Raw genomic sequence first — 26,381 nt, forward strand, 5'->3', positions numbered from 1 at the left:
GCCACATGGACGGTGACCGGAAACGTCGGCCCCGGGCCACCGCGGCCCAGACCCGACAGCACCTCCTGGACACCGCCGCGGAGGTCATGGAACGCCTGGGCATGGCACGCGCCACCACCAAGGAGATCGCCCGCGCCTCCGGCTACTCCGAAGCCACCCTCTACAAGCACTTCACCGACAAGTCCGAACTCGTCCTCGAAGTCCTGCGGCACCGGTTCCCGCCGTTCGTCGCCGAACTCGCCGTCCTGCCCGACCGGGTCGGGCAGGGCAGCGTACGGGACACACTGGTCGACGTGGTGCGGGGTGCGGTGCCGTTCTTCCGGCACGGGACTCCCATGCTCGGATCCCTCTTCGCCGAGCCCACCCTGCTCCGCCGCCACCGGGAGGGCATGGCCGCCCACGGGGCCGGGCCGCTCAACGTCAACCGGGCGGTGGCCGCCCACCTCGACGCCGAACGATCGCTGGGCAGGGTCGCGGCGGCCGTCGACCCCGACGCCGCGGCGGCCCTGCTCGTCGGCGCCTGCTTCCAGCGGGGGTTCTTCGAGGCCTTCTCCGAAGGCACCGAGGACTTCCCCCCGCTGGACCGCTTCGCCGCCGACCTGGTGGACGGCTTGGACCTGGCTCCCGCGGACCCTCCTACTTCTCCCAGGTCAGGTTGACCACGGCACTGATCGTGTCGAAGCCGGCCCGGGTGAAGGCTTGGGCCATCGGCACGTTCTGGACGTCTGTGGCGGCCCGGACGTTCGGCACGCCCTCCTCGGCGAGCACGCGCGTGCCCTCGGCGAGCAGATCGTCGATGTACCCGTTTCCTCGGTGCTCGGGCAGCACCGCGATGTAGGAGATGATCGGGTGGTAGGCGTTGCGTGCCGGGATCACGAAGCCCACGGGCTCCCCGCTGGACAGCGTCGCCACCCGCCACCAGGAGCGCGGAGTCGTGAAGTTGGCGAACTCGTCGTCGAAGCTCTCCGACGCGACCTCCTCGGCGCTCTTCTTCCCGAGGTCGGCGCGGTCGTGGGCGTCAAGGGTCCCGTCCAAGGCGCGGGTCAGGAGCCCCAGGATCTCTTCGGTGCCCTCGAAACCGCGGAAGGCCAGGCGGCCGCTGTGTTCGGGGACGGGGTACTCGGAGAACCACTCGAAGCGCAGGCGCTCCACGAGCGGGACAGCGCCCACCCGCTCGACCGCGTGCACGCGGTCCTCCACCACGCGCCGCGCCGCGGCGTCCTCGCGCCAGTCGGCGGGGACGAAGCGCAGGTACTCGGGCCAGACCGTGCCCTCCGGGAACAGCATCTTCCCAGCGGTGCGCAGCAGGTGTTCCGCCACGGTGACGCGGTCGACGCCATGGGCGCCATCGTCCACGTCGAGGATGTCCAGGAGCAGCGGGGCGTCGTCCTGGGGGCGGCACCACCAGGACAGGCGGGCCAGGAGGCGGTCACCGTCCAGGGCCACCCACATCCAGGGGGCGCGGCGGCGGCCTGCGGCGAGGTCCCCGGCGACCTCGTGGTTCTGTACGTACGGCAGCCGGTTGAAGAGCTCCAGCTCCTCGGGGCCGCTGATCGGTCGGATGGTCAGGTCATACGGGTTAACGGTCAAAGCGACACCTTCGGTGCGTGCGCCCGCCGTCGCGGGGTCAACGGTGGTCGGTGACCCCGGGGGACTGGGGCGCGGTGATCACGGCAAACATCGGTCGCGCCTCCTCTCTCGTCGGCCCACCACCGGGGGTTCGGTGGTGACCCGGCCTGTTATAGCCGCGCGCTCGCCGAACGCGCAACCCCTTTTCGGCCGGGGCGCCCCGTCAAACGGGCGCCGGTCACGAAGAGGGTGAGCACCCCGGCGAGCAGACCCCAGAAGGCCGAACCCACCCCGAACAGCGTGAACCCTGACGCCGTGGCCAGGAACGTCACCACCGCAGCCTCCCGTGACCCCTCCTCCGCTACCGCCGAGGCCAACGACCCGCCGATCGTCCCCAAAAGCCCCAGTCCGGCGATCGCCAGCACCAGATTCGACGGCAGCGTGGCCAACAGCGACGCCACGGTCGCGCCGAACAGCCCCACGCACAAGTAGAAGATGCCCGCCCACACTCCGGCCAAGTAGCGGCGCTCCCGGTCCGGATGGGCCTGCGGTCCCGTACAGATCGCCGCGGTGATCGCGGCCAGGTTCATCGCGTAACAGCCGAACGGGGCCAGGACCATGTTCGTCGCCCCGGTCCACCCGATCACCGGCGAGATCGGCACCCGGTAGCCGTCACCGCGCAGCACCGCCACCCCGGGCAGGTTCTGCGAGGCCATCGTGACCACGAACAGCGGCAGGCCGACGCTCACCAGCACCTGCCAGGAGAACTCGGGGGCGACGAACACCGGTGTGGCCAGCGCCAGGTCAACCGACCCCAACCGCAGCGAACCCTGCGCCGCGGCCACCAAGCCCCCGGCGGACAGGGAGAGCAGGACCGCGTACCGGGGCAGCCAGCGGCGGCACAGCAGGTACACGGCGAACATCGTGAACACCACCGCGAAGTCGCCCTCCATGCTGGTGAACAGCCCGATCCCGAACTGCAGCAGCACGCCGGCGAGGAGCCCTGCTGCCAGCGGCACGGGGATCCGGTCCATCACCCGCTCGAACCAGCCCGTCACCCCGCTCAGGGTGATCAGCGCGGCCGAGAAGAGGAAGGCACCCACCGCCTGCGCCATGGTCACCCCGTCCAACCCGACCGCCAACAGCGCTGCGCCCGGTGTGGACCAGGCGGTCACCACCGGCGCCTTGTAGCGCAAGGACAACCCCACACAGGTGACGGCCATGGCCACACCCAGCGCGAGCATCCACGAGGCGATCTCCCCGGGGGAGGCCCCGGCGGCCTCCGCCGCGGTGAACACGATCGCGGCGGAACTGGTCACCCCGACCAGGACGGCGATGAGCCCCGCGGCAACGGCGGAGAGGGGGAAGGCGAGCCGGACCCGGCGGATGAGGTTCCTCATAGCGGACCATCCTGTCGTCCCACCACCAATCGGTGTCCACCGGGGGCGGTCCCGCGTAGGGCCCACGCCGGGAAACCGGTGGACCTGCGTCAGCGGAGTGGGCGACCATGTGCCCATGGGCAGCACATCCGACCAGTTCGACCAACTCGTCACCGAGGCCGAGGCCGAACCCACCGAGGGCTGGGACTTCTCCTGGTTCGAAGGCCGGGCCACCGAGCAACGCCCCTCCTGGGGCTATCAGCGCACCATGGGTGAGCGGATGGCCCGTGCCACCGCCGCCCTCGACATCCAGACCGGCGGCGGCGAGGTCCTCGCCGGGATCCCCGAACACCCACCGCTGACCGTCGCCACCGAAGGGTGGCCGCCCAACGTCGCCGAGGCCGCGCGCCTGCTCCACCCCAAGGGCGTGGCCGTGGTCTCCGCCCCCGACGAACCCCCGCTGCCCTTCGCCGAGGCCGCCTTCGACCTGGTCGTCTGCCGCCACCCCGTCACCGTGTACTGGGACGAGATCGCCCGAGTCCTCGCCCCGGGCGGCACCTATCTGGCACAGCACGTCGGGCCGTCGAGCGTGTTCGAGCTCGTCGAGTTCTTCCTCGGCCCGCAGCCCGAAGAGGGTCGCAACGCCCGCCACGCGGACCACGACCGGTCCGGCGCCAAGGCGGCCGGACTGGAGGTCGTCGACCTGCGCTCGGAGCGGCTCCGGATGGAGTTCCACGACATCGGGGCGGTCGTGTACTTCCTGCGCAAAGTCGTGTGGATGGTCCCGGGCTTCACCGTGGAGCAGTACCGGGACCGGCTGCGGGACCTGCACGAGAGGATCGTGTCGGAGGGCCCGTTCGCGGCCCACTCCGCCCGCCACCTCGTGGAGGCCCGCAAACCGGTGTGAGGTCGGCCCAGGGGGTCAGTCCCGCTTGGCGATGACGTGCTGGACGACCTCGTATCCCCAGATCTCACTGTTGGTCGCCGCGGGACCGCCGTGCCCGCCCTGGGCGTGGCCGTCCTTCTTCGCGTCGGACGCGGCCTGGGCGTGGCCCTTCTTGAACGCCTGCCCGTTCACCCAGTTCTGGAAGTCCTCCTCGGACCGCCAGCGGGTGTACACGAGGTACTTGTCCGTGCCTTCGACCGGACGCAGGAGCTGGAACTCCTCGAACCCCTCCTGGTCCTCCACGAGCCCCGCACGCTTGGCGAAACGCTCCTCCAGCGTGGAACCCTCACCCTCCGGGACGGTCAGGACGTTGAACTTGACGACACTGGTCACGCGTGTACCTCCGGTCGGCTCGATACCTTGTCCGGCCAACCTAAGGGACCGGGCCCGGCGGCCCGCACCGGGTTCCCCCTGCACCTCTCCTCCGCCCCCGTGACCCGGATCACCCGGCCAGGGCTCAGTCGAGCACTACGGTCCCCGAGGCGTCCACGCGCCAGCCGGGGTTGTGCGCGATCTCCCAGACGACGCCGTTGGGATCGCGCACGTGCGCGTGGAAGACTCCGCCGAACTCACCGTGCTGCGCTGCCTTGACCACCGTCGCACCGGCCTCGGCCATGGTCTCGACGGTGCGCTCCACATCCTCGGGGCTCTCGACGTTGTGCGAGAGGGTGACCCCCGAGACGCCCGTGACCCCGGAGCCGCCTCCGAGGTCGCGGTCGAACTTCTCCGCCTCGAACAACCCCAAGACCAGGCCGGGAGCTACCTGGAAGAAGATGATCTCCCCCGGAACGTCGGCCAGCGGCTCCCAACCGAGACCGTCCCGGTAGAAGCGCCGCGCGGCGTCCAGATCGGCCGTGGCCAGCGTCATGAAGTGCGCCTGCTGTCGCATGGTTCCCCCTAGGTTTTCCGGCTGCCCGGCGAGCGTAACCACCGGGACCGACAGACCGCCGTGAACCCCGCCGCCCCGCCGTCCAGGGGACTCCGGTTACCTCAGCCCGTGCTTGCGGGCCACGACCCGCAGCATCGCCGCGCGCGGCAGCAGGCGGCGCAGCGCGAACACCAGCGGGGCGTTGCTGCCCACCGCGTACAGCGGGCGCGGCCGCTTCGCCTCGACGGCCCCGACCACGGTCGCCGCCACCCTCTCCGCCGAGATGCCCTTCGCCTCGTTGGCGTTGAGTCTGCCCACCATGGTCTGGTACTCCGCCCGGAACGGGGACTCGTCCCCCACGTACTGGGTGCGGCGTTCGCTGATGCCGGTGTTGATCGAACCCGGTTCCACCGTGGTCACCCCCACACCGAAGGGGGACACCTCGCGCCGTACCGCGTCCGCGAAGCCCTTCATCGCCGCCTTGGTCGCCACGTATGAGGAGCGGTACGCCAGGGGGAAGCTGGCCAGCATCGAACCCACCATGACCACGCGCCCGTACCCGCGCGAGCGCATTCCCGGGAGCACCAGCTGGGTGAGGCGGACCGCGCCGAACACGTTCAGGCGGAACACCCGCTCCACCGCCTCCATGGGGAGTTCCTCAACCGGTCCGTTCTGGCTCTCCCCGGCGTTGTTGACCAGCACGTCCACCTCACCCGCGGCCTTGGCGCAGGCTTCCACCGACTCGTAGTCGGTCAGGTCGAGGGCCAGGTACTCCACCCCCGGCACCGGCTCGGTAACCGTCTCGGGGTTGCGGCTGGTCCCGTACACCTGGTATCCGCGCTCGACCAGGACGGCGGCCACGGCCGCGCCGATCCCGGAAGAGGCCCCGGTGACGAGCGCGGTGCGGCGGGAGGCTTCGGAGGAGGACATGGGGAGGGCCCTTCGGGTTGGGGAGCCAACGGGGGTGGTGAGGCGCGCACCACACTAGTTGAACCCCGCTCAACAGCGCCGTGCGGGCTCCAACAGCCAGGACACCGCGGTACCCGCGATGAGCCCCCAGAACGGCGCGCCCACGTTCCACAGCTGCACGTCGGCGACCGTCACCAGGAAACACACCAGCGCCCCCAGTGTGTGCGTGGATCCGAACCCCGCGACGAACGCCCCCTGGAGCGGCCGCAGCATCGCCAGGCCCCCGAGCGCGGCCACGAACGCCGCTGGCGCCGCCGTCATCAACCCCACGAACACCGGGGCCAGCGCTCCCACCAGCAGTGCCAGGAGTCCGAGCACGAGCGCGCCCGTGTACTGGCGGTCCCGTTCCCCGGAAGCCACGAGCAGCGCGTTCGTCGGCCCGGTCAGACAGGTGGACACCGCGCCCACGGCCGCCACTCCAACGGACCACACTCCGCACGCGATCGCGGAGAAGTTCACCGGGGGTCGATGACCTGCGGCCCGCAGGACCGCCACACCCTGGCCGTTCTGCACGATGAGCACGGTGATCGCCACAGGCACCACCAGCTCGGTCAGCGCCCGCACGGTGAACTCCGGAGACTGGAGCAGGGGGGCCGCCACCGGCGGCGACATGCTCGGGTTGGTTCCGGCGCTCCCGGTCGCCACCACGGACACCACCCCCACGAGCAGGGCCCCCAGCACCGGCGGCATCCACCGTCCCCACCGTCCCATCGCACCGAGCAGGACGAACGCGGCCACCATCGGTACCGCCACGAACGGCTGTGCCCCCATCGCCCGCAGCAGACCCAGTCCGAAGTCCAGGAAGACGCCGGCGACCATTGCCATCACGATCGGCATCGGGAGCGTGTCGGTCACCCACCGCACCAGCCCGCTGAGCCCGAGGGCCAGGATCACCGCCCCCGTCACCAGGAGCGCGCCGAGCACTTCGCTCCAGCGGAGGCCCCCGGCGAGCGCGTTGCCGACTACCACCGTTCCGGGGATCGTCCAGAAGAACGCCAGCGGCGTCCGGTAGTACCAGCTGGCAGCGACGGTCAGCAGACCGTTGCAGAAGAACACCCCGAAGATCCACGAGGACATCTCCGCCGTGCTCAGCCCACCCGCCGTCCCCGCCGAGAAGATCACGGCGACCGGGCCGGTCGCGGAGAAGACCAGCGCGATCACAGCCGAGGCCGCGTATCCGAGGCCGAAATCGGAGCGCAACCGCCGGAGCGACGGCGGTCGCGCCTCCGGGCGTTCCAGCAACCGCGGGCCACCGGCAGCCGCCCGCTCGCCCTGCGGCGAAACCCCGCTTCCCTCGCCCTGTTCGCCCTCTCGCGACCGCACCGCCATCAGCGCGTCCTCTCCTCTCACATTTCGGCGAACCTCGCCGCGAGCGCGCTCCGCGAGCGCACACCGAACTTCGCGTAGATCCTGGTCAGGTGGTACTGCACCGTCTTGACCGATACACAGAGCTGCTCGGCCGCCTCCCGGTTGGTCAGCCCGGAGGCCACCAGTTCGGTGACCGCCCTCTCCTGCGCGGTGAGCCGTGTCGGATCCTCCGACCTGGACTGGTTGAAACCGCCCGCACGCCGTTCCCGGTCGCACTGCTCCACGTAGACGGTCGCGCCCAACCCCCGGTAGATCTCCCGAGCCGAATCAAGCGCTGCGTCGGCCTCCCTCCGCTTGCCCGCTCGGCGCAGAGCCTGTCCGTGCCCGAAGTGGATCCGCGCCCTGTAGTAGGGCAGCGGGACGTCCTCGATCAGGGCCAGCGCCTGCTCGAACGACTGCTGGCAGCGGTTGGTGTCCCCCCTCGCGGCGTGGATCCGGCCGCGTGCGGCGCCGAGTTTGGCGCGCATGGACCGGTGGCCGGCCAGCCGTGACCGTTCCTCGTGCGGACTCAGGAAGGCGTCGGCCTCGTCCACCCGGCCCGCCAGGACCAGCGCGTCCGAGTACATGTCCTGCCACGGCCAGAAGCCGGGGTGGTGGAAGTCGAGGTTCTCGGCGAGGTCGACCAAGGGCTGGGCCGCGCGCAGCACCGCTTCGTGGTCCCCTCGGGCCGCCGCGCACTGGATCATCGCCATCGCAGAAGGGATGATCTGGACCGGGTAGCCCTCCGGGTTGGTGGTCAGGCGGCGCAGGTGGGGTTCGGCGGCGGTGTGGTCGCCGCGCAGTGCGTGCACCTGGGCGGCGGTCCAGTGCAGGAGCGGCGTGATGAGTGTGAGTTCGTACTGCTCGAACCGGGCCGAGGCGCGCGCCACCACTTGGAGCGCCTCGTCCCACTCGCCGAGGACGAAGTGGGTGCGCGCCAGCCAGGCCTCGGCCCACAGCGAGATCCGCGCGGACCCCTCACCCTCCCGGGTCGGCAGCGCGTTCTCCAGGAGGCGGCGTGCGGGCACCGGGTCGTCCATGACCAGGGCGACCCATCCGGCGGCCATCTGGAACCGTTGTGCCTGGGTGGACGGGAGCCCGTCGAGCGCGGTCGCCATCCGCCCCCACGAACCCTCCAGTTCTCCGTGCACTACCGCCTGCCCAAGCGACCGGATGGCCCGGGCCTCCACCACCGAGGAGCTGTCGGGGGCGCCGACCTCCTGGACCCGGTCGGCCCAGTGCACCAGCTGTTCGGGTTGCCACCTGCACAAGGAGTGCAGCACCAGGCGCTGAGCGGTGTTGGCATATCCGGCGGGGTCGCTCACGGGGTCCGATGCCGCCTCGGAGCGGAGCAGGTAGGTCTCGGCCTCGCTCCGGCGGCCACGGTGAATGGCCAGGTAACCGAGGAGGGTCTCCCGTGACGGGCACGGACGGACCTCCTCCAGCAGCGGCCGGTACAGGAGTGCCGAGGGGATGTCCGCCGCTCCCACCAGGGCGTCCACCCCGGCGATGACGAGGGTGTCACGGCTGTCGGGAACTTCGGTGAGGTCGGCCGCGGTCAGGTAGTGGCGTGCCGCCGTCGGCCACTCACCGGCCCCGGCGTGCAGTCGTGCGCGCTCGTGGAGGGCCTCGGACAGGCCCTCGTCGCAGCCGAGCGCCGCCGCGGCCCGCTGCTCCAGGGCGGTGTCGGTGTCGCCCAGCGACATCGCGGCCCGCAGGTGGAGTTCGCGTCGCTCGGCCGGTGCGAGCGAACGGTAGACCGCCGCCTGGACCAGGGGGGTGGGGAAGCCGAACTCGGCCCGGCCGGGGCCGCCGACCGCGCGCAGGATCCCGTGCCGGACGGCATCGTCCAATCCCGGCAGCGGGTCGGGGACCCCGAGCACGTCACGGACGTCGTCGAAGCGGACGGGGGTACGCATGATGGACACCAACCGTGCGGCGGCGGCCCCGGCGGGTGAACACCGGGCGAGGGTGTCACGTACGGACGCGTCGAGGGCGGCCGGGACGGGCAGCTCCCGTGATCCGTCCCGCCAGGTCTCGGGGTCGGCTTCGGTCAGGATCCGAAGGACGGAGGGAAGGTCGCCGCCGGTGTGGGCGTGCAGCAGGTGCGCCTTTCCGGGGGAGAGGTGGACGCCCGACACCGCGTTGGCCAGCTCGCGGACCTCGGCGGAGGTGAGGGCGCCCATGCTGAGTGTGTGGTCGACGTGGTGGTCGCGGAAGCCGGCGAAGTCCGCCAGCGGGACCCGGCTCCCGTCGTCCGCGGCGAGGACGACCAGCACCTGCCCGCCGGGGCCCCGGCGCACCGCGGTGACCAATGCGCGGAGGGAGGGGACGTCGGCCCACTGGGCGTCGTCGACCACGATCACCGTAGGGGAGTCCGCTTGGTTGAGGGTGTCGACCAGCATCTGTGGTGAGGCGGTGGGTGGCTCCCCGACGGTCCCGTGTACGGGACCGAGCGCGTCCAGGATCTGCCCGGCCAGGTCGTAGGTTTCCTCGCTCACCCACGGCAGCGCCGTGACCAGGGCGGTGGCCCCGTCACGGCACTGACCGGCGAAGCGGGAGACCAACGTCGACTTTCCGGACCCGAGCGGCCCCTCGACCAGGACCAGGAGGGAGCGTTCCGCACCGGCCAGTCCGAGGAGGGCGTGGAGGGTGTCGAGGTCACGTTGGCGAATATGGGAGGTCACGATGTGTCCTGAATCACTCACCTGGCCAGGGTAGAGGGGGACGTTTCACGCCCGTCTCCCGACTGAACCCCGGTGTCCTCGGCTGATGCCGGAAGGTGCCGCCGCTGCCTGCGCGGGACACTCAAGGTGACCGCCGTACCCAGCACCGCGATCCCGGCGAAGACGTAGAACGAGGCCGCGCTGCTCAGCCCCGCACCCATCAGCAGACCGCCGACGAGCGGGCCGAAGATCCCGCCCAGGCGACCGAACCCGGCACACCAGGCCACACCGGCGGCGCGCGCCGAGGTCGGGTAGTAGTTCGACATGAACCCGTACACCAGCACCTGGGTGCCGATGGTCCCGACGCCGGCCATTGCGACCGCCGCGAGCAGCATCCACGTGGGCAGGCCCAGGGTCAGCACCACCAGCGCCAGCGCGGCCAGGCCGAAGGTGACCGCGATGACCCGCTGCGGGTGACCGCGGTCGGCGCGGTAGGACGCGTACAGCGCGCCGAGGATGGCGCCGCCGTTGAGGACCAGCAGGAACGCCAGCGACCCCTGGGTGTCGAACCCGGCCTGCGACATGATCTGCGGCAGCCACGTGTTGAGGCCGTAGGTGAGCAGAAGCCCGGCGAAACTCATCATCCCCATGAGCGCGGTCGGCAGCAGGTAGGGGCGGCTGGCAAGGAGGGCGAAGCCGGTGCGGTCGCTTTCGGCCCGCTCCGCCTTGGCCTCGGCCTCGTCCGGCATCGGCACACCGATGCGCTCGGACAGCGCGACCGCCTCGTCCGCGCGCCCCCGGGACAGGAGCCAGCGCGGGGATTCGGGCAGTTTGGCCAGGGCAAAAGGCAGCAGGACCACCAGCGGGAGCGCGCCGATCCAGAACAGCCCGCGCCATCCGATCGCGTCCTGGAGCAGCATGGCCATCAGGGACGCCATCACGCCGCCCGCGGGGATCCCGCTGTAGACGATCGCGTTGTAGAGGTTGCGCCGCCCCGGCGGGGCGAACTCCGCGACGACCGCGCCGGCGGTGGCCACGAGCGCGCCCACCCCGAGGCCGGTGACGAACCGCAGCACACCGAAGGCGAGCACGGAGGTGGCCATCGCCGTCAGGCCCATGCCGACGGAGAACCACACGATGTTGATGATCATCATCCTGCGGCGGCCGACCCGGTCACCGACCGCACCGGCGATCAGGGCGCCGACCATGACGCCGACGAGCGCGTAGGAGCCCAGCGCCCCCGCCTGGCCTGGGGTGAGGTCCCCCAGGTCAGTGGGGTCGGCGAGCAGGGTCGGCAGGACGGTTCCGTAGACGACGAGGTCGTATCCGTCGAAGAGCAGGGCCATCGCCGCGATCGCGACGACCCACCGAACGGTGGTGCGGTGCCGGGCACTGCGCCACGCGTGCGCGGGACGGGTTTCCTTGGCGGTGGGCATGCGCGGAACTCCCTTACGGGTGGGAAGGAGGGCAGGCAGAGCGGGGTGGGTGAGGCGCAAGTAGCGGGGTTGCGGAAAAGAGGGGGCGGGGCCGGTGTCCGGTCAGCCCAGGTCCCCGCCGGCCACGGGCAGAACCGTGCCGGTGATGTAGGAGGCCTCGGGGGAAGCGAGAAAACAGATGGCGGCGGCCTGCTCGTCGAGTTCTCCGTACCGGCGCATGAGGGAGTGGTCGACGGTCTGGTCCACGATCTGCTGGTACCAGTCCCGTTCCTGGTCGGTCTCGGCACCGGGGCCGCGCGGTACGCGGCGGTCCGGGGCCTCGGTGCCGCCCGGCGCGGTCGCCACCACGCGGACGCCGTGCGGTGCGGCCTCCAGCGCGAGTGCGGTGGTGATGGCGTTGACCCCGCCCTTGGCCGCCGCGTACGGGACCCGGTTGACCCCCCGCGTGGCCACGGACGACACGTTGAGGATGGTGCCGCTCTTGGCTTCCACCATGTGCGGCAGGACGGCGCGGCAGGCCCACAGCGTGGGGAACAGGGAGCGCTGGATCTCGGTCTGGATCTGGTCGGCCGAGTACCTCTCGAAAGGCCTGGCCCAGATGGTGCCCCCCACGTTGTTGACCAGCACGTCGATCCGTCCGTGCCTGCTGTGGGCAAGGTCGAGGGACTCCTCGGCCCGCTCGTAGCACTCGAGGTCGGCGGTCTGGGCGTCGGCGCGGCCACCGGACCGCCGGATCTCCTCAACCACCTCGTGCACGATCGCGGAGCGGTCGACCAGGACCATGGTGCCGCCCTCAGCGGCGATCCGCAGGGCGACCGACCTCCCGATACCCTGAGCGGCGCCGGTCACGGCGACGACCCGCTGGTCGAACCGGCCCGGGTGGATCGCGGTGCTCACCGGGCCACCTCCACGCCAAGGGAGGACCGCATGGTCTCCTTCTCGCCCTCGGAGGGTGCCGCCGCCACGTTGAACTTCTCGAAGTAGAAGCCGGCCGGTGCGATCCCCTCCGCGGAGAGGTGCCCGCGTACGGCCTCCACCATCGGGGGCGGGCCGCACAGGTAGACGTCCACGTCGCCGTCGTTGAGGTGCTCCGGGCCCATCAGCGACATCACGAAGCCCTTGTTGGGTGCGGAGCTGGCCGGGTCGGCCACGCAGTACGAGAACGTGAAGTTCGGCAGCTCGGCTGCGTAGCGCTCCAAGGTCTCGAGTCCGACGAGGTCCTCGTCCGTGGAAACCCCGTAGATCAGGTGGACCGGGTGCTCGGCGGGGGAGTCCTTGGTCTTCTCCAGGATGGACAGCAGCGGAGCCAGGCCGGTGCCGCCCGCCAACAGGAGCGCCGGCCGCTTCTGCTCCCGCAGGAAGAAGGCGCCCAGCGGGCCGGTGAACTCCAGCCGGTCGCCCTCGCGGGCCCGGCCGCTCAGGTACTCCGACATCAGGCCGCCCTCGGTGATCCGCACCAGGAAGGACGCATGACGGGCGGAGGGGCCGGAGCTGAAGGAGTAGGAGCGGGTGGAATCGGTACCCGGGACCCGCACGTTCACGTACTGGCCAGCGAGGAAGGCCAGGTCGTCCCGGTCGTCGACTTCCAGGGTGAAGGCGACGGTGGTGTCGGACAGGTGCCGCAGTTCGGTGAGTGTGCCGGTGTGCGCGGCAGCACCGGTCTTTGCCGCGGCCGAGGTGCTGGCGACCTGGACCACGAGGTCGCTCTCCGGGGTCATCTGGCAGGGCAGGCAGTACCCGTCTTCGGCCTCGTCGTCGGTGAGCGCGTCCTCGATGTAGTCGCCGCCGTCGTAGTCGCCGCTCTCGCAGAACGCCTTGCAGGTGCCGCAGGCACCGTCCCGGCAGTCGAAGGGGATGTTGATGCGTGCCTTGTAGGCGGCGTCGGCCACCGTCTCCGCCGGTGCGCACCGGATGATGCGCGTGACGCCGTCCTCGAAGGTCAGTGCGACCTGGTGAGCCATGCGGGCCTCGTTTCGTCGTTCTCGGGCGGGTCAGAGGAGGTAGATGTCGACGACGTGGTGTACGCAGTCGTTCTTCAGCACGATCCGCTTCTTGCGGATACGGGGTCGGTCGCCGGCCAGGTCCAGGGTCAGGAACGTGTTGCCGAAGTAGGTGTCGGTGGTCTGGTACCGGTAGTAGAGCGACACCCAGTTGTGGCGCAGGTCGATCTCTCCCCCGCGCCGTTCGAGGATCTCGACGTTGGTGATGTTGTGGCCGGTGCGGGGTTCCGGCATCGAGGTCGCACTGGACCGGTCGGTGCGGATGCGGAACACCCGGTCCTCCAGGCCGCCCCGGTTGGAGTAGTAGATGAGCGAGATCTCGCGCTGCGGGTCCTCGGTCAGGTCTCCGTTGTCGTCCCACGCGGGCATCCAGTACTCGGCGTCCGGGTGGTAGCACTCCAGCCAGTCCTCGAACCGGCGGTCGTCCAAGAGTCGGGCCTCGAAGTAGAGGAACTCCTCGACCTCGGCCCGGGTGATGGTCGCGGCGGTCGTGGGCGCGGATTCGGTGATCGTCATGGTCCGTGCTCTCAGCTCTCGGTGCTTTCCTCGGTGGGGCCGGTGCTCTCCGCGGCCAGGGCCGTGACCATCTGGTCGCGCCAGTAGCCGTGCTGGATCGGGTAGAGCCCCTCGTCCTCGGTCTTGGCCCCGCTCGACAGGACGTTGTCCAGTCCGATGCCGAGTGCTGTCTCGTCCGGACCGTTGAGCTGGTGGGTCACGCCTCGGCTGAGGTCGTTCCAAGGGGCGGAGTCGGCCCGGTAGGTCTTCTGACAGGAGCGGAACTCCTCCAGGTCGTCCGGGGTGGCCATACCGGTGGCGTTGAAGAAGTCCTCGTACTGCCTGATGCGGTTGGCGCGGGACTCGTCGCTCTCGCCCTTGGGGGCGATGCAGTAGATGGTGACCTCGGTCCGGTCCACCGAGATCGGCCGGAAATGCCGGATCTGGCTGGAGAACTGGTCCATCACGTACACGTTCGGGTACAGGCAGAGGTTGCGGGACGCTCCCACCATGAACTCGGCCTTCTTCTCCCCGTAGCGCTCGGCGAGCTCCTCCCGCTGGGGGAAGAGGGGGCGGTCCTGAGGGTTGCCCCACCACATCCACAACAGGAGGTGGCCGTGGTCGAAGGAGTAGTACCCGCCGCCCTGCTTGCCCCAGGTTCCGGCGTCCATCGCCTTGGTCTCGTTGGCGGACTCACCGGCGGTGCGTCGCGCGGTCGTGGCCGCGTAGTTCCAGTGGGTGGAGGAGACGTGGTAGCCGTCGGCGCCGTTCTCGGCCTGGAGCTTCCAGTTGCCGTCGAAGGTGTACGTGGAGGAGCCGCGCAGCACCTCCAAACCGTCGGGTGACTGGTCGACGAGCATGTCGAGGATGGTGCGGGTGTCGCCGAGGTGCTCGTCCAGAGGCTTGACGTCGGCGTTGAGGCTGCCGAACAGGAAGCCGCGGTAGCTCTCGAATCGGGCCACCTTCGTCAGGTCGTGCGAGCCGTCCTTGTTGAACTGCTCGGGGTAGCCGCCGCTCCGCTGGTCCTTAGCCTTGAGGAGCTTCCCGGCGTTGTTGAACGTCCACCCGTGGAACGGGCAGGTCAGGGTGGTGCGGTTGTCGGTCTTGCGGCGGCACAGCATCGCGCCCCGGTGGCTGCACGCGTTGATGAGCGCGTTGAGCCCGCTGTCCTTGCCCTTGGTGATGACGATCGGTTGGCGGCCGATGTGGGTGGTGAAGTAGTCACCCACGTTCGGGATCTGGCTTTCGTGTGCGAGGTAGACCCAGTTGCCCTCGAAGATGTACTTCATCTCGAGTTCGAAGAGCTCCTCGTCGGTGAAGGCCGAACGCCGCATCTGGTAGCGGCCGTTCGCATGGTCCTCGACGAGGGCGTCGGACAGGAGGGAGCGGACGTGGTCCAGGGTCTCGGTCACCGGTTCCTCCAGTGGTGCGGATGAACCCGCCGTGAACAGGTCGTTTCGGCGAGATTGCACACCACAATGGCACCCGGTGCCCTGGGTCACACCGGGCAAATGCCTAGGACTGGCCCAGGGGGGTGGGTGTCGGCCCGGGGAACCCCCACTGCCTGCCGAGCTGGTGGGCGGCCTCCATCAGGAGCGGCGCCACCCGGGACCGGAAGTCCTCGGCGGAGGTCCGGCCGGTCGAGGACGAACTGGCCAGGGCGCCGATGGAGACACCTGACGCGTCCCGGACCGGTGCGGCGAGGGTGATGAGCCCGCGCTCCAGCTCGTCGGAGGTCTGGGCGTACCCGTGCTTGCGGACCACCGCCAGTTGGCGGCGCAGCGCTTCGGGTTCGGTGAGGGTCGCGGGGCCCAGCTGCGCGAAGTCGGACCCGGCGATGACCTGCTCGACCGTCTCGGATGGGGACCAGGCCAGGAGTGCGCGCCCCATGGACGTGGCGTAGGCCGGGACCCGTGTCCCGACGGAGACGTTGATGCTCATGATCCGGCGGACCGGGACCCGGGCCGCGTAGACGACCTCCGTGCCGTCGAGAACCCCGAGTGAAGCCGACTCGCCGGTCTTCTCGGCGAGGTGCAGCAGGTGCGGCTGGGCTGCCTCGGTCAGGGAATGGGTCGCGGAGAAGTGCTGGCCCAGGCTGAGGACCCGTGGAGTGAGCCGCCAGCGGCCGTCCGCTCCGGTCACGTATCCGAGCTTCTGGAGGGTGAGGAGGATGCGCCGTACGGCGGGCCGGGAGAGGCCGGTGGCGTGTGCGACCTCGGCCAGAGTGGGGTTCGGGTGGTGCTCGTCGAAGGCGGCGAGAACGGTGAAACCCCGTTCGATGCTCTGGATGAAGTCGCGGTCGGTGCTGGTCATGGATCCTCCGTGTCGGCGTGCAGCCGAAGTCTGGCATTGACAGCGCCGGTGAACCAGCGCACACTGAGCATTGTACGCACAGCGATATATTAGTACGCACAGCGTACATCAGGCAGTCGGATCCGCACCCGATGGCCGCGTCCCTGTCACCACTCCCGTCCGCGACATCCGCGAGGAGAGCCCCCATGACCGTCTCCGCATCGCCCACAGCCTCCGGCTCTGGCAGCGCCGCCACCGAGAAGTTCACCGCCGAGCGGGTCAGTGCCGACACCTCGCCAGAGCGCTTGGCCGCCATCGCCAAGGACGCGCTGGCCGCACTGAACGGAGTCATCCTCAAGCACGAGGTCACCTATCCCGAGTACCGGGTCTTCAAGCAGTGGCTGATCGACGTCGGCGAAGGCGGCGAGTGGCCCCTGTTCCTGGACGTGTTCATCGAGCACTCCGTGGAGGAGGTGCTCGCCGAGTCCAGGAAGGGAACCAAGGGCAGCATCGAAGGCCCCTACCACGTCCCCGACGCGCCCGAACTCCCCTCGGTCTGCACCATGCCCATGCGCGAGGAGGATGCCAGCGGCGAGCTCCTCGTCTTCTCCGGTCAGGTCACCGACCTGGACGGCCACGGTCTCGGCGGCGCCCGGATCGAGCTGTGGCACGCCGACGCCGAGGGCTACTACTCGCAGTTCGCTCCCCATCTGCCCGAGTGGAACCTGCGCGGCACCATCGTCACCGACGATGAGGGCCGCTACTCGGTCACCACCGTGCTGCCCGCGCCCTACCAGATCCCCACCGACGGCCCCACCGGACAGTTCATCGAAGCCCAGAACGGCCACCCGTGGCGCCCCGCCCACCTGCACCTGATCGTGTCCCACCCGGGCAGGCACCCCATCACGACACAGCTGTACTTCAACGGCGGCGCGTGGGTGGAGGACGATGTCGCGTCGGCCACCAAACCTGAGCTGATCCTGGACCCGGTGAAGGGCGACGACGGCCTCAGCCGCGTCGAGTACCACTTCGCCCTCGACCCCGAGAGCTGAGCCCCGGACCGGCCCGGTCGTCGCCCGTGGCGGGCCGGCCGTGTCCGTCACCCAACCCGCACAGGAAGTCCGCATGTCCGAACTCACCGTCCGCTCCGTGGACAGCGTCATCCTCGACGTCCCCCTCATCCGGCCGCACAAGTTCGCCACCACCACCGCCACCGAACAGCCGATCCTGCTGGTCTCGGTCACCACCGAGGCCGGGGTCGTCGGGTACGGCGAGGGAGTGGTGCCCGGGGGCCCGTGGTGGGGAGGCGAGTCGGTGGAGACGATGAAGGCGCTCGTCGACCGCTACCTCGCCCCGGCCGTCGTCGGCCAACCGGTCAACCGGATCCCGGGGATCATGGCCCACCTGGAGCGGGTCGTGGCCAACGCGCGGTTCGCCAAAGCTGCCGTGGACGTTGCCTTGCACGATGCCTGGGGGCGCTCACTCGGCGTACCCGTCCACGACCTGTTGGGCGGCCGTTTCCGTGACTCCATCGACGTGACCTGGGCACTCGGTTCCGCTCCCGTGGACAAAGTCCTCGCCGAGATCGAGGAGAAAATCGATGCGCGGCTGCACTACAGCTTCAAGCTGAAGATGGGGGCGCTCCCGCCCACTGAGGACACCCGCAGGGTGGCGGAAATCGCCGAGGCCTTGCGTGGCAGGGCTTCGGTGCGCATCGACGTCAACGCCCGGTGGGACCGGTTCACCGCGCTCAAGCACCTGCCCCGTCTCCTCGAGGCAGGGGTCGAACTGGTCGAACAGCCCACACCGGGTGAACAGATCGAGGTTCTCGCAGAGCTCACCCGCCGCCTCGGTGCCACCGTCATGGCCGACGAGTCCGTGTGCAGTCCGCACGACGCCCTGGAAGTGGTGCGTCAGGGTGCAGCCGACGTCATCGCCCTCAAGACCACCAAGGTCGGCGGCCTGGTACAGAGCCGGGAGATCGCGGCCATCGCCAAGGCAGCGGGCATCGCCCTGCACGGCGCCACCTCACTGGAGGGCCCGGTCGGGACCGCGGCCTCACTCCACTTCGCCTGTGCGGAACCGGGCGTGAACTACGGCTCGGAACTGTTCGCCCCCCTCCTGCTGGCAGAGGAGCTCCTGGTGGAACCCCTGCGCTACGCCGAGGGTCAGCTGCACCTACCCGAGGGTCCCGGGCTGGGCGTCGAACTCGACCCGGATGCCGTCAAACGCTTCACCCGCGCCTGATCGCGGGGTCTGCCAAAGGGTCCACCGCAGGACCCGTTCCGGACCACGACACGAGGAGGTTTCCCATGGCTCTCTTCCACGTACGCATGGACGTCGACATCCCCCGCGACCTGGACCCGGAGGAGCGCGCCGAGACCGTCGCCCGGGAGAAGGAGTACGCGCAGCGGCTCCAGAAAGAGGGCAGGTGGCTCCACATCTGGCGGATCGTCGGCCAGTACTCGAACATCAGCGTCTTCGACGTGGGCTCCGCCGACGAGCTGCACGAGATCCTGTGGGGCCTGCCGCTCTTCCCCTACATGGACATCGAGGTCATGCCCCTGACCCGGCACGGTTCGGACATCCGGGCGTAGGGCGACGGGGCGGCTCAGGGCCCTGTACAGGGGCGGGGCGCCCGTCCACCCCGCGCGGGTGGACGGACGCCCCGGGGCTCGGGAGTGAGCCCCAGCCCGTCAAGGAGTGCTACTCGACGGGCGGGTGTGCGTTGGCCAGGAGCTCCTGGAACTGCTCGGAGAACCAGTGGCCGGAGATCGGCGCGTTGTCCAGTGCGCCGCTCATGTTGTTGCCGTTACGCGGGTTCCCCTCGTACGTGGGGTCGCACATCCGGTCGAAGCCCTTGCCTTCGTCGTTGTCGATCTCCTCGCTGGAGCCGTCAGACTCACCCGGGGGCTTCATCCACACGTAGGCGTGGATGCCGGGCTCGGGTGCAGCGGTCGGGCGCTCGCCCAGGCCCGCTCCGGACTGGTTGCACCAGTTGCCGGACTGGATGCGCTGGTCGTAGCGGCCTTCGTCCACGTAGGCGTCGACGTCGGTCTCGGGTCCCGGGCCACTGGGCCGGGCGTCGCCGCCCCAGCCGTTGCGGGAGGTGTCGATCAGCATGCCGATGTCGGAGCCGAAGCCCTGTGTCACCAGCTCCTCGCGCAGCGCCTGGGAGAAGGAGAGCTCGTCGACGTACTGGTTCCAGTCGACCCACTCCGACTCGGTCACCGGAGTGCCGTCGACCTCGTCCGTGACGGAGAAGTTCTCCTCCTCCAGGGCCGAGTAGTTGGCGGTGTTGGCGATGAAGCCGTGCACGTCGTCGGGGGAGGCCCCGTTGGCGTTGGCGGCCTCGTAGAACAGCTCGGCGGAGGGGACGAAGTTGTCCTCCCAGCCGATCCAGCCGTGGTGGCCGGCGTCCACGTAGTTGTAGACGTTGTCGATCGCGCCGAGCTGGCCCAGCGCGTAGCCGACACCGTCGACGTAGTTGCCGTTCTCGAGCATCTCGTCGCACTCGGGCGTGTAGGTCTCCCTGGGGGAGATGTTGGTGATGAGGTTGGGGAGGGAATCGATCTCGATCGTGGTGACGATGCGGAGGGGCGAGTCCTCGAAGTCGGCGAGGATCTCGGCGATGGGGTCGATGTACTCGGACTCGTAGACGTCGATCTCATCGGCCGCGAGCTCGCCGTTGGAGGCCAGTGCGGCACAGTCACGGCCAGGAAGGTTGTAGATGACCACCTGGAAGACCAGCGGTTCGCCGGCGGCCTGTTCGACCGCCTCCTCGAGGTGGTCGCGCAGACCCATGTCGCCGGTCGTGGGACTGTCGTTGCCCTCGATGGCGCCGATCCGGTCCATCCACACACCGGTGGGTTCGTCGGCGATGGCCTCGCCGCCCGGTTCCGAGGCGGCGTTCTCGGACCAGATCGGGTTCACGTAGACGGGCGCGCCCTCATAGGGGTTCTCGACGCGTTCGGCGGTGCTGACGTCGTCCGCGGACGAGACCAGGTCGGCGGTCGCGGGGGAGGAGAACGCGTAGGCTCCCGAGGCGATGAGGCCGAATCCGGCGGCCACAGCAATTCCTCGTCGAGCCCACGGCGTTTTCCTTGCGTCGCGGGTACTTCTCATATTTGGGTCCTCAGGGTGAGCGGGTGTTCCACAAAGGAGCGATAAGGGTGTCGGGCGCGCGGCGCACGACTCGGGCGTATCCGCTGTTCCAACGGGTGCATGGTGGCGATCGTGTGCGCATGGCCGGTCTGACCTCGGGGGATAGGAGGAAGTGGGGGAGGATGGGGGTGGGTATGGGGGACGGGCTGTTTTCGCCTAGGAGGTTGGGAGCGCTCCCAGTTGGCGAATGGCCGATCTTGGTGGACAGTGTGTGCGATGGGCGCCCGGTGGATCACGGCCGTTCGTGGGGGTGCCGAGTCCGGTGTGCGCTTTCCAGAACCGTAACCTTCCAATGGTGATATGTAAACACCATATGAAGTTCTGTATTCTGGAACTCAGTCCTCTTTTGTGAATGTCCAGGTGGATAATAGATTAATGACCATTCAGTAGCATCGGTCCCTGTCCGGTCAGAGCGGGCGGGCGACACCCAGGGGCCGCCACACGGCGAGGGTCAGGGCACCCACGGATGCCGCGGCGAGCCAGAACGGCGCCAACAGGCCCACGTGCTCCGCGAGGATCCCGCCGAGGAGCGCGCCCAGCGCCGCACCACCGATGTCGGTCCACCGGTACACGCTTCCCACCCGGCCGAGCAGGCGGTCCGGAGTGGCCCGCTGGCGTACCGTCACAGCGGCCGTGCCCCACACCATCGTGTGCACCCCGAACAGCACCATCACGGCCCCCGCCACGATGCCGTTCGAGGCCAACGCCAGAGCCGCGTAGGTGAGCGCTTCCACCACGAGACCCCACCGCAGCAGGAACACCAGGCCCAACCGAGGCTCAAGCCACTCGAAGACCGCGGAGCCAACCAGGCCGCCGAGCGCGCCCGCGGAGATGAACAGCCCGAACTGCGTGTCGCTCAAGCCCAGCCGTTCCTGGGCGTAGACCACCCAGATCGCGAAGGCGCCCACCCCGGTCAGGTTCATGACCAGGATGCACGCGCACAGCGTGCGCAGCGCGGACGTCTGCCACACGTACGCCAGCCCGTCCCGAACCGCGCTCCGGAGTGCGGTTCGCTGACCGTCCCCGGCCTTTCCGCCGGTTTCGGGCTTCGGCACGGGCGGTACCGCGATGCGGAGGACGAGCAGCGCGGCCATGACGTGGGCGATCGCGTCGAAACCGAAGGGGAACGCCCACGCGGCCCCGAACATCAAGGCGCCCAGCGGAGGGCCGAGCAGCTGGTTGTTGAGGGAGAAGGTCAGCGCCAACCGGGCGTTGGCCCGGCCGAGCAGGGCCCTGGGTACGACCGACACCACCATCGCACCGTAGGCGGGGGCGGCAAGGGTCTCGGCGACGCCCAGCACGAACAGCGCGGCGTACAGAACCCACACGGGTGGGACCCCTGCGAGCAGCACCGCGGCGAGCACGGCCAGGACTATGGCCCGCGCCAGGTTGGCCGAGACGAGGACGGCCCGGCGGGACCACCGGTCGACGAGGGCGCCCGAGGTGAGGGAGAAGAGCAGGGTGGGCAGCATCTGCACGAAGGCGGCACCGGCGACCACCGCCGCCGAGTCGGTGAGGGCGGCGACCAGTAGAGGGCCGGCGGCGAGCAGGGAACCGCCACCGAGGTTGGTGAGGGCGGCGGACCACCAGAGCCGGAGGAAGTCCGGACCGAGGGAGGGTGAGCCATCGGGGCGCCACGTGAACGGCGCACGGAAAGAGGACATGGGAGGACTCCCGTTGAGGCATGGCGAAGGCGCCGATCGGCGCGTGGACGGGGCAGCGCTCGGCTGCCCGGCCCGCCTCAGCGGAGGGCTCTCGGATGTCCTGCCACGTCAGCCCGGAGGCCCCGTCTGTCGGGCCCGGGGCCGGGCGGTGTGCAGGGGTGTTACCGGTTTCCCCGAGCCGGGGCAGGAGCGGTGACCGGTCGCACGGTGGTGGTAGGCACGGGTGTCCTCTCCGTAGGGGGCAGGATGCTGGCTGAGAGCTGAACGGTACACACGCGAAAGCCCCGGGGCGAAGGGTTTTCGCTCCGGGGCCGGGGTGGGGGTCCAGCGCTGGGACTCAGTCCTGTTCGCAGCGCTCCAGTACCAGGGCGAGTCCGGCGCCGAGCAGCCAGAGGTCTTTGGACAGCGGCAGGCCCTCGGAGGTGGGCGCCAGGCTCCCGGGCTTGTGCATGCCGGGTGTGCGCAGGTAGAGGCCGAGTAGACCGGACGCGAAGGCGCTCAGCCCCGCGCCCGCGAGCTTGTTCGGCACGAGGGGCACCAGCAGTGCGCTACCCAGGGCGATCTCCCCGGCGGACAGGAGTTTGGTGAAGGTGACCGGGTCGATCTTGTCCAGGAACGGGTACGTGCCCACGGCCATGCCGTGCAGGCCCACGGCGGTGTCCTCGTCGGCCCCGCGCTTGTCCAACCCGGAGTTGAGGATGGACGCGCCGGTGGCGATCCGCAGGGCCATCTGGTGCGGTCTGACGGGCGATTTCATGGGAGCTCCAGGGCGACTCGGCGGCATGATGTTACTTTGGGTAATGAAAATGCTACGTGTTGCATTCATCGGGGTCCTGTTGCGTCCGCCGGGTGTCGCCAACGGAGTTGCCCCGCCGGCGGCGACGTGGTTTCCTGCGCGCGATCACCCCAGCGATGAAGGAAACACATGCGCAGAGTCATCGTCACCGGAGGCGGAACGGGCATGGGGCGGGCGATCGCCGAGCGCTTCGCCTCGGCCGGGGAAGAGGTCCACATCCTCGGCCGCCGCAAGGAGGTCCTCGAGCGGGTCGCCTCCGACAACGTCGGCCTACGGATCGTCCCCCTGGCCGTCGACCTCACCGACGAGGACGCGGTCCTGGACGCCGCCGACCAGCTCTCCGCCGAGCCCGTCGACGTCCTGGTCAACAACGCCGGAGGGATCATCAAGGAAGCCCCGGTCGACCTGAAGGGCGCCTTCGACATCTACCGGCGCACCATCGACGCCAACCTCCTGTCCGCCATGATGCTGACCCAGGCACTCTGGCCTGCTTTCCAACGCCCGGGAGGCAGGGTCGTCAACATCAGTTCCATCGCCGCGCACCGGGGCGGCGGCGACGCCTACGCCGCGGCCAAGGCCGGGCTATGCGGCTGGGGGCTGGACCTCGCCAAGCGGGGCGGTCCCGACGGGATCACCGTCAACACACTCACCCCCGGCTATGTCCAGGACACCGAGTTCTTCACCATGGAGGGCCGCTCGGGCCGACACGACACACTCACCGCCGAGACCCTGGTCGGGCGTGCGGGTACCCCCGACGATGTCGCTGCGGTCGTGGCCTTCCTCGCCTCACCCGAGGCGGGATGGACCACCGGTCAGGTCCTGGGAGTCAACGGCGGGGCACTTCCCGGGCGCTGATCCCACGTGCTGAGCGAGAGCGCTCTCTTCGGCCCGGCCCCTGGCCCGGGCTGAGGAGGGCGTTCCCTGCGCCCGTGACCCAGGGGCGGCGACCGCCGCGACGCGTGCGCCCATGGCAGGGGAACACCCGCGGCGGCTTTTCGGCTCGGCCCGGGGATCTACGGTTCCCTCCATGGACAACACACCCCCAGTCCTTCGCCTTGAGAAGATCACCTCAGAGAACGTTGATGCCGCCTGTGAGGTGCGTGTTCACCCGAGCCAGGAGCGTTTCGTGGCCTCAGTCGAACGATCCCTGGCCGAGGCCTACGCGGCCCCTGACGGCAACGCTTGGCCCCGGCTTGTCCGGGACGGTCACGAGGTGGTCGCCTTCGTGATGGCCGGGTTCGCCCCGGACACGGAGATCGACGCCTTCCGCTGCGGCCTCTGGCGGCTGAACGTCTCCGCCGAACACCAGGGAAGGGGCTACGGCCGCTTCGCCGTCGATGCTGTGGCGGAGGAGGCGCGTCGCCGGGGCCAGAACCGGCTTACCGTCCTCTGGATCCCCGGTGGCGAGGGCCCGGAGGGCTTCTACCTGAACGTGGGCTTCCGCCCGACGGGGGATGTCCTAGGCGGTCAGGTGCTCGGGGAGCTCCTCCTCGACTAAGCGCATGGAGGACTGAGCACGTCCCGTTGCGGTTGAGCGGGGGGAGTCCGGTGGTGAGCCCGAGGCGCACCCGGGGCCCGCCTGAGCGCGGGGCGTGCGCTCCCTCGACGGCTCCCCCGAACCACCTGCGGTTTCGGTGCCGGTCGCGGGGCGCTCTCCGCGGTCCCGGGTGGCTCTGGAGCCCACGTGCGGGGAGCGTCCCGCATCATGTGATGCAGGGTTGCGAACAGCGAAAAACAGCGGAGGCCCCGTGGGAAAGCAAGGGTTGACCAGGATCGCCGTGGCTGGAGTGGCTACTGTGAGTATTGGGGTTGCTACGACGGCGCCCGTCCAGGCCGAGGAAGCCCCAGCAGAGGCCGCACCACTCAACTACGTCGCGCTCGGTGATTCCGCCGCGGCCGGACCCCTCATCCCCGAACAGGACCGCAACATCGCGTGCCTGCGCTCCGACCGGAACTACCCCCAGGTCGCATCGGAGGCGCTCGGCGCGGACCTCACCGACGTCAGCTGCTCGGGGGCCAAGCTCTCTGACTTCAGCGGGGAGCAGTACGGCTTCCTGCCGCCCCAGTACGACGCCCTGGGCGAGGACACCGACCTGGTCTCCCTCACCGTGGGCGGTAACGACAACAGCCTGGTCCTGACGACCCTGGGCTGCCTGAACCTCCTGCGTGAACCGCACGGCAGTTCCTGCGAGGAGCGCTTCACCGAGGGCGGGGGAGACGAGCTCGCTGAGGACATCGAGGCTTGGGAACCCGAACTCGACCAGGCGCTCACGGAGATCCGAGACCGCGCCCCCAACGCCGACATCGTAGTCGCGGGTTACGGGACCTACCTCCGAGAGGGAGGCTGCTGGCCAGCACAGCCCATGTGGGGCCGGGACGCCGACTACATCCAGGGTTCGGTCGACAACCTCAACGACGTGTTGGAGCGTCAGGCCGTCGCGCATGGTGGCACCTACGTCGACCTCGCGGCCGTCAGCGAAGGCCACGACGTGTGCGCCCCGTCGGGGGAGCGCTACCTGGAGGGCCTGATCCCCAGCAGCGTCGCCGCCCCGCTGCACCCCAATGCCCAGGGGATGGAGGCCTTCGGCACGGCCATCGCGGAGGCTGTGGGCATCCCAGACTCGTCTGGTGAAGAGCTCTGACCCGTCGGGTCTGGCCTGGCAGGGTCCCTGGGTTGATGAGGGGTGCCCTTGGGGTGGGAGTTGGGGTTGCCTGTTCTGGTGGGGGGTGCCCCTGTTGGTTTGGGGTGTCCTCCTTTCCCGCCGCGTGATTGTGGCCGTCTCCGCTGCGCGCGTCAAGGTCGTCGCCATCGAGCGCTTCGCGCGTCAGTGGCGCTCCACCTTGACCCGCTTCGCTACGACGGCGGGTGGGCGGCTATCGGGAAAGGGGGACGGGTGGTCGAGGCCTGAGCGGGACAAACTCGGGCTCCGCCCGATAATTGCGTCGGCCTGGCGGCCGATGCCTGCCCCTGCGCCGGAGCGTTGACGCCTGGCGGTGTCGCGGCCGGTCATTCTGGGCTGCGGACCCCGAACCCCGAACAGCACGGCCTTGCGGCCGGTGGGCCACTGCGCCGGAGCGTTGACGGGCCGGGTGTCGCGGCCGGTCACTGTGGGCAGCGCGAACCCCTTCGGGAGGGCGCCGGGGAGCCAGGGCATGGGGGCGTGGGGCGGTTGGGCCTTGGCGGGTGGTTACCGCTCCTCGGGTGTGCGGGTGGGTGTGGGGGTTGGATCGGGGTCTGCGGGCGGGTCCTTACCTCCACCCGAGTTCTCCCCCTTGTTCTTGTTGCCCCGGTTGCGGTGGGAGGGGCGGCCCTGCCAGGTGGACTGCTCGGGGTTGGTCTCCCTGCGGTACTTCAACCGGTTATGGTCCGAGCAGAGCGGCTGAATGTTGTCCGCACTGGTGGACCCACCGGCCGAGAAGCTCTGCTTGTGGTCGGCCTCCGACCCGCTGGCCGGGAAGTTGCACCCCTGGGGCCAGGCGCAGGTGGTGTGGCCGAACATCCCCGCATCCCGCAGAGCACCCGTGGCATCGCGCTGGGTGCGGCCCACGTCCAGCACCCGGTCGCCCTTGGGGGAGGTGATCATCCGGCGCAGCACGCTGTTGGGGGCCAGGGCACGGATCGCGGCCATGGAGACCACCTGCCCGTCCTGGGTCATCGCCGGGCCCGCACCCTCGGTCTGGTTCTGGAGGCCGAGGAAGGTGGGCAGGGGCACCATGATGTTGATCATCGCCACCGCAGCACGCTTGCGACCCTGACCGCCCTTGCTGCCCTTGCCGTCTTCGGCCTGCC

General features: G+C 69.8%; 25 protein-coding genes. 8 read left to right on the forward strand and 17 right to left on the reverse strand.

Going from position 1 to position 26,381, the window contains the following annotated elements:
• Nucleotides 1-5 precede the first annotated feature (5 nt).
• A complete protein-coding gene (locus tag ACYVD1_RS05265) occupies nucleotides 6-659 on the forward strand; it encodes a TetR/AcrR family transcriptional regulator (protein ID WP_460768512.1) in 654 nt (217 codons plus the stop codon).
• On the opposite strand, the gene ACYVD1_RS05270 is transcribed toward ACYVD1_RS05265, so the two are convergent.
• Both ACYVD1_RS05270 and ACYVD1_RS05275 read right to left on the reverse strand, forming a co-directional pair.
• A complete protein-coding gene (locus ACYVD1_RS05270; protein ID WP_460768516.1) occupies nucleotides 637-1,590 on the reverse strand; it encodes a GNAT family N-acetyltransferase in 954 nt (317 codons plus the stop codon). The genes ACYVD1_RS05265 and ACYVD1_RS05270 overlap by 23 nt on opposite strands.
• Nucleotides 1,591-1,739: 149 nt before the next feature.
• A complete protein-coding gene (locus ACYVD1_RS05275) occupies nucleotides 1,740-2,969 on the reverse strand; it encodes a benzoate/H(+) symporter BenE family transporter (RefSeq protein ID WP_460768519.1) in 1,230 nt (409 codons plus the stop codon).
• Between the two features lie 115 nt (nucleotides 2,970-3,084).
• Between ACYVD1_RS05275 and ACYVD1_RS05280 the strand changes: the two genes are divergently transcribed.
• Complete coding sequence (locus ACYVD1_RS05280) at nucleotides 3,085-3,855, forward strand: class I SAM-dependent methyltransferase (protein WP_460768523.1); 771 nt, start codon at nucleotides 3,085-3,087, stop codon at nucleotides 3,853-3,855.
• A 15-nt stretch (nucleotides 3,856-3,870) separates the two neighbouring features.
• Here the strand turns inward: ACYVD1_RS05280 and ACYVD1_RS05285 are convergent, their stop codons facing one another.
• From ACYVD1_RS05285 to ACYVD1_RS05335, 11 genes are all read right to left on the reverse strand, one after another.
• Nucleotides 3,871-4,227 carry an antibiotic biosynthesis monooxygenase family protein gene (locus ACYVD1_RS05285; RefSeq protein WP_460768526.1) on the reverse strand — a complete coding sequence of 119 codons (357 nt, stop codon included), beginning with the start codon at nucleotides 4,225-4,227 and terminating at the stop codon, nucleotides 3,871-3,873.
• A gap of 124 nt (nucleotides 4,228-4,351) precedes the next feature.
• Complete coding sequence (locus ACYVD1_RS05290) at nucleotides 4,352-4,783, reverse strand: VOC family protein (RefSeq protein ID WP_460768528.1); 432 nt, start codon at nucleotides 4,781-4,783, stop codon at nucleotides 4,352-4,354.
• Between the two features lie 96 nt (nucleotides 4,784-4,879).
• Nucleotides 4,880-5,692, reverse strand: coding sequence for an SDR family oxidoreductase (locus ACYVD1_RS05295; RefSeq protein WP_460768530.1), 813 nt, complete (start codon nucleotides 5,690-5,692; stop codon nucleotides 4,880-4,882).
• Nucleotides 5,693-5,761: 69 nt separating this feature from the next.
• Entirely contained in the window at nucleotides 5,762-7,060 is a 1,299-nt protein-coding gene (locus tag ACYVD1_RS05300; RefSeq protein ID WP_460768533.1) for a benzoate/H(+) symporter BenE family transporter, read from the reverse strand.
• A gap of 17 nt (nucleotides 7,061-7,077) precedes the next feature.
• The gene (locus ACYVD1_RS05305; RefSeq protein WP_460768536.1) at nucleotides 7,078-9,786 is read right to left on the reverse strand and encodes a helix-turn-helix transcriptional regulator; all 2,709 of its coding nucleotides are present in this window, start codon (nucleotides 9,784-9,786) and stop codon (nucleotides 7,078-7,080) included.
• Nucleotides 9,783-11,180: an MFS transporter gene (locus ACYVD1_RS05310; RefSeq protein ID WP_460768539.1), complete on the reverse strand. Its 1,398-nt coding sequence runs from the start codon at nucleotides 11,178-11,180 to the stop codon at nucleotides 9,783-9,785. Before ACYVD1_RS05310 ends, ACYVD1_RS05305 begins: the two co-directional genes overlap by 4 nt.
• A gap of 102 nt (nucleotides 11,181-11,282) precedes the next feature.
• Entirely contained in the window at nucleotides 11,283-12,077 is a 795-nt protein-coding gene (locus ACYVD1_RS05315; protein WP_460768543.1) for a 1,6-dihydroxycyclohexa-2,4-diene-1-carboxylate dehydrogenase, read from the reverse strand.
• Nucleotides 12,074-13,141, reverse strand: a complete 1,068-nt coding sequence (gene benC / locus ACYVD1_RS05320) for a benzoate 1,2-dioxygenase electron transfer component BenC (protein WP_460768545.1) — start codon at nucleotides 13,139-13,141, stop codon at nucleotides 12,074-12,076. The genes ACYVD1_RS05315 and benC overlap by 4 nt, the downstream gene beginning before the upstream one ends.
• 30 nt (nucleotides 13,142-13,171) lie before the next feature.
• Nucleotides 13,172-13,696, reverse strand: coding sequence for a benzoate 1,2-dioxygenase small subunit (gene benB, locus ACYVD1_RS05325; RefSeq protein ID WP_460768549.1), 525 nt, complete (start codon nucleotides 13,694-13,696; stop codon nucleotides 13,172-13,174).
• A gap of 11 nt (nucleotides 13,697-13,707) precedes the next feature.
• Complete coding sequence (benA, locus tag ACYVD1_RS05330; RefSeq protein WP_460768553.1) at nucleotides 13,708-15,087, reverse strand: benzoate 1,2-dioxygenase large subunit; 1,380 nt, start codon at nucleotides 15,085-15,087, stop codon at nucleotides 13,708-13,710.
• Nucleotides 15,088-15,190: 103 nt separating this feature from the next.
• The gene (locus ACYVD1_RS05335; protein ID WP_460768557.1) at nucleotides 15,191-15,988 is read right to left on the reverse strand and encodes an IclR family transcriptional regulator domain-containing protein; all 798 of its coding nucleotides are present in this window, start codon (nucleotides 15,986-15,988) and stop codon (nucleotides 15,191-15,193) included.
• 185 nt (nucleotides 15,989-16,173) lie between these two features.
• On the opposite strand from ACYVD1_RS05335, the gene catA reads away from it, so the two are divergent.
• The 3 genes from catA (at nucleotide 16,174) to catC (ending at nucleotide 18,564) form a co-directional block, all read left to right on the forward strand.
• A complete protein-coding gene (gene catA, locus ACYVD1_RS05340) occupies nucleotides 16,174-17,019 on the forward strand; it encodes a catechol 1,2-dioxygenase (protein WP_460768560.1) in 846 nt (281 codons plus the stop codon).
• A 73-nt stretch (nucleotides 17,020-17,092) separates the two neighbouring features.
• Nucleotides 17,093-18,214 (forward strand): muconate/chloromuconate family cycloisomerase, encoded by a 1,122-nt coding sequence (locus ACYVD1_RS05345; RefSeq protein ID WP_460768565.1) that lies wholly within the window; start codon nucleotides 17,093-17,095, stop codon nucleotides 18,212-18,214.
• A 65-nt stretch (nucleotides 18,215-18,279) separates the two neighbouring features.
• Nucleotides 18,280-18,564 (forward strand): muconolactone Delta-isomerase, encoded by a 285-nt coding sequence (gene catC, locus ACYVD1_RS05350; protein ID WP_460768569.1) that lies wholly within the window; start codon nucleotides 18,280-18,282, stop codon nucleotides 18,562-18,564.
• Nucleotides 18,565-18,673: 109 nt separating this feature from the next.
• On the opposite strand, the gene ACYVD1_RS05355 is transcribed toward catC, so the two are convergent.
• From ACYVD1_RS05355 to ACYVD1_RS05365, 3 genes are all read right to left on the reverse strand, one after another.
• Nucleotides 18,674-20,092 (reverse strand): glycoside hydrolase family 6 protein, encoded by a 1,419-nt coding sequence (locus tag ACYVD1_RS05355; RefSeq protein WP_460768571.1) that lies wholly within the window; start codon nucleotides 20,090-20,092, stop codon nucleotides 18,674-18,676.
• A 446-nt stretch (nucleotides 20,093-20,538) separates the two neighbouring features.
• A complete protein-coding gene (locus ACYVD1_RS05360) occupies nucleotides 20,539-21,795 on the reverse strand; it encodes an MFS transporter (RefSeq protein ID WP_460768573.1) in 1,257 nt (418 codons plus the stop codon).
• Between the two features lie 337 nt (nucleotides 21,796-22,132).
• A complete protein-coding gene (locus ACYVD1_RS05365; RefSeq protein WP_460768575.1) occupies nucleotides 22,133-22,552 on the reverse strand; it encodes a hypothetical protein in 420 nt (139 codons plus the stop codon).
• A 168-nt stretch (nucleotides 22,553-22,720) separates the two neighbouring features.
• Here ACYVD1_RS05365 and ACYVD1_RS05370 point away from each other — a divergent pair, with 168 nt between their 5' ends.
• The 3 genes from ACYVD1_RS05370 (at nucleotide 22,721) to ACYVD1_RS05380 (ending at nucleotide 25,233) form a co-directional block, all read left to right on the forward strand.
• A complete protein-coding gene (locus ACYVD1_RS05370) occupies nucleotides 22,721-23,446 on the forward strand; it encodes an SDR family NAD(P)-dependent oxidoreductase (protein ID WP_460768577.1) in 726 nt (241 codons plus the stop codon).
• 271 nt (nucleotides 23,447-23,717) lie between these two features.
• Nucleotides 23,718-24,089, forward strand: coding sequence for a GNAT family N-acetyltransferase (locus ACYVD1_RS05375; protein ID WP_460768581.1), 372 nt, complete (start codon nucleotides 23,718-23,720; stop codon nucleotides 24,087-24,089).
• Between the two features lie 298 nt (nucleotides 24,090-24,387).
• Nucleotides 24,388-25,233, forward strand: a complete 846-nt coding sequence (locus tag ACYVD1_RS05380) for an SGNH/GDSL hydrolase family protein (RefSeq protein ID WP_460768583.1) — start codon at nucleotides 24,388-24,390, stop codon at nucleotides 25,231-25,233.
• Nucleotides 25,234-25,779: 546 nt separating this feature from the next.
• Here the strand turns inward: ACYVD1_RS05380 and ACYVD1_RS05385 are convergent.
• Nucleotides 25,780-26,381 (reverse strand): HNH endonuclease signature motif containing protein (locus tag ACYVD1_RS05385; protein WP_460768585.1); only part of this gene is annotated, 602 nt, incomplete at its 5' end.

It is taken from the genome of Nocardiopsis nanhaiensis (assembly GCF_054778635.1).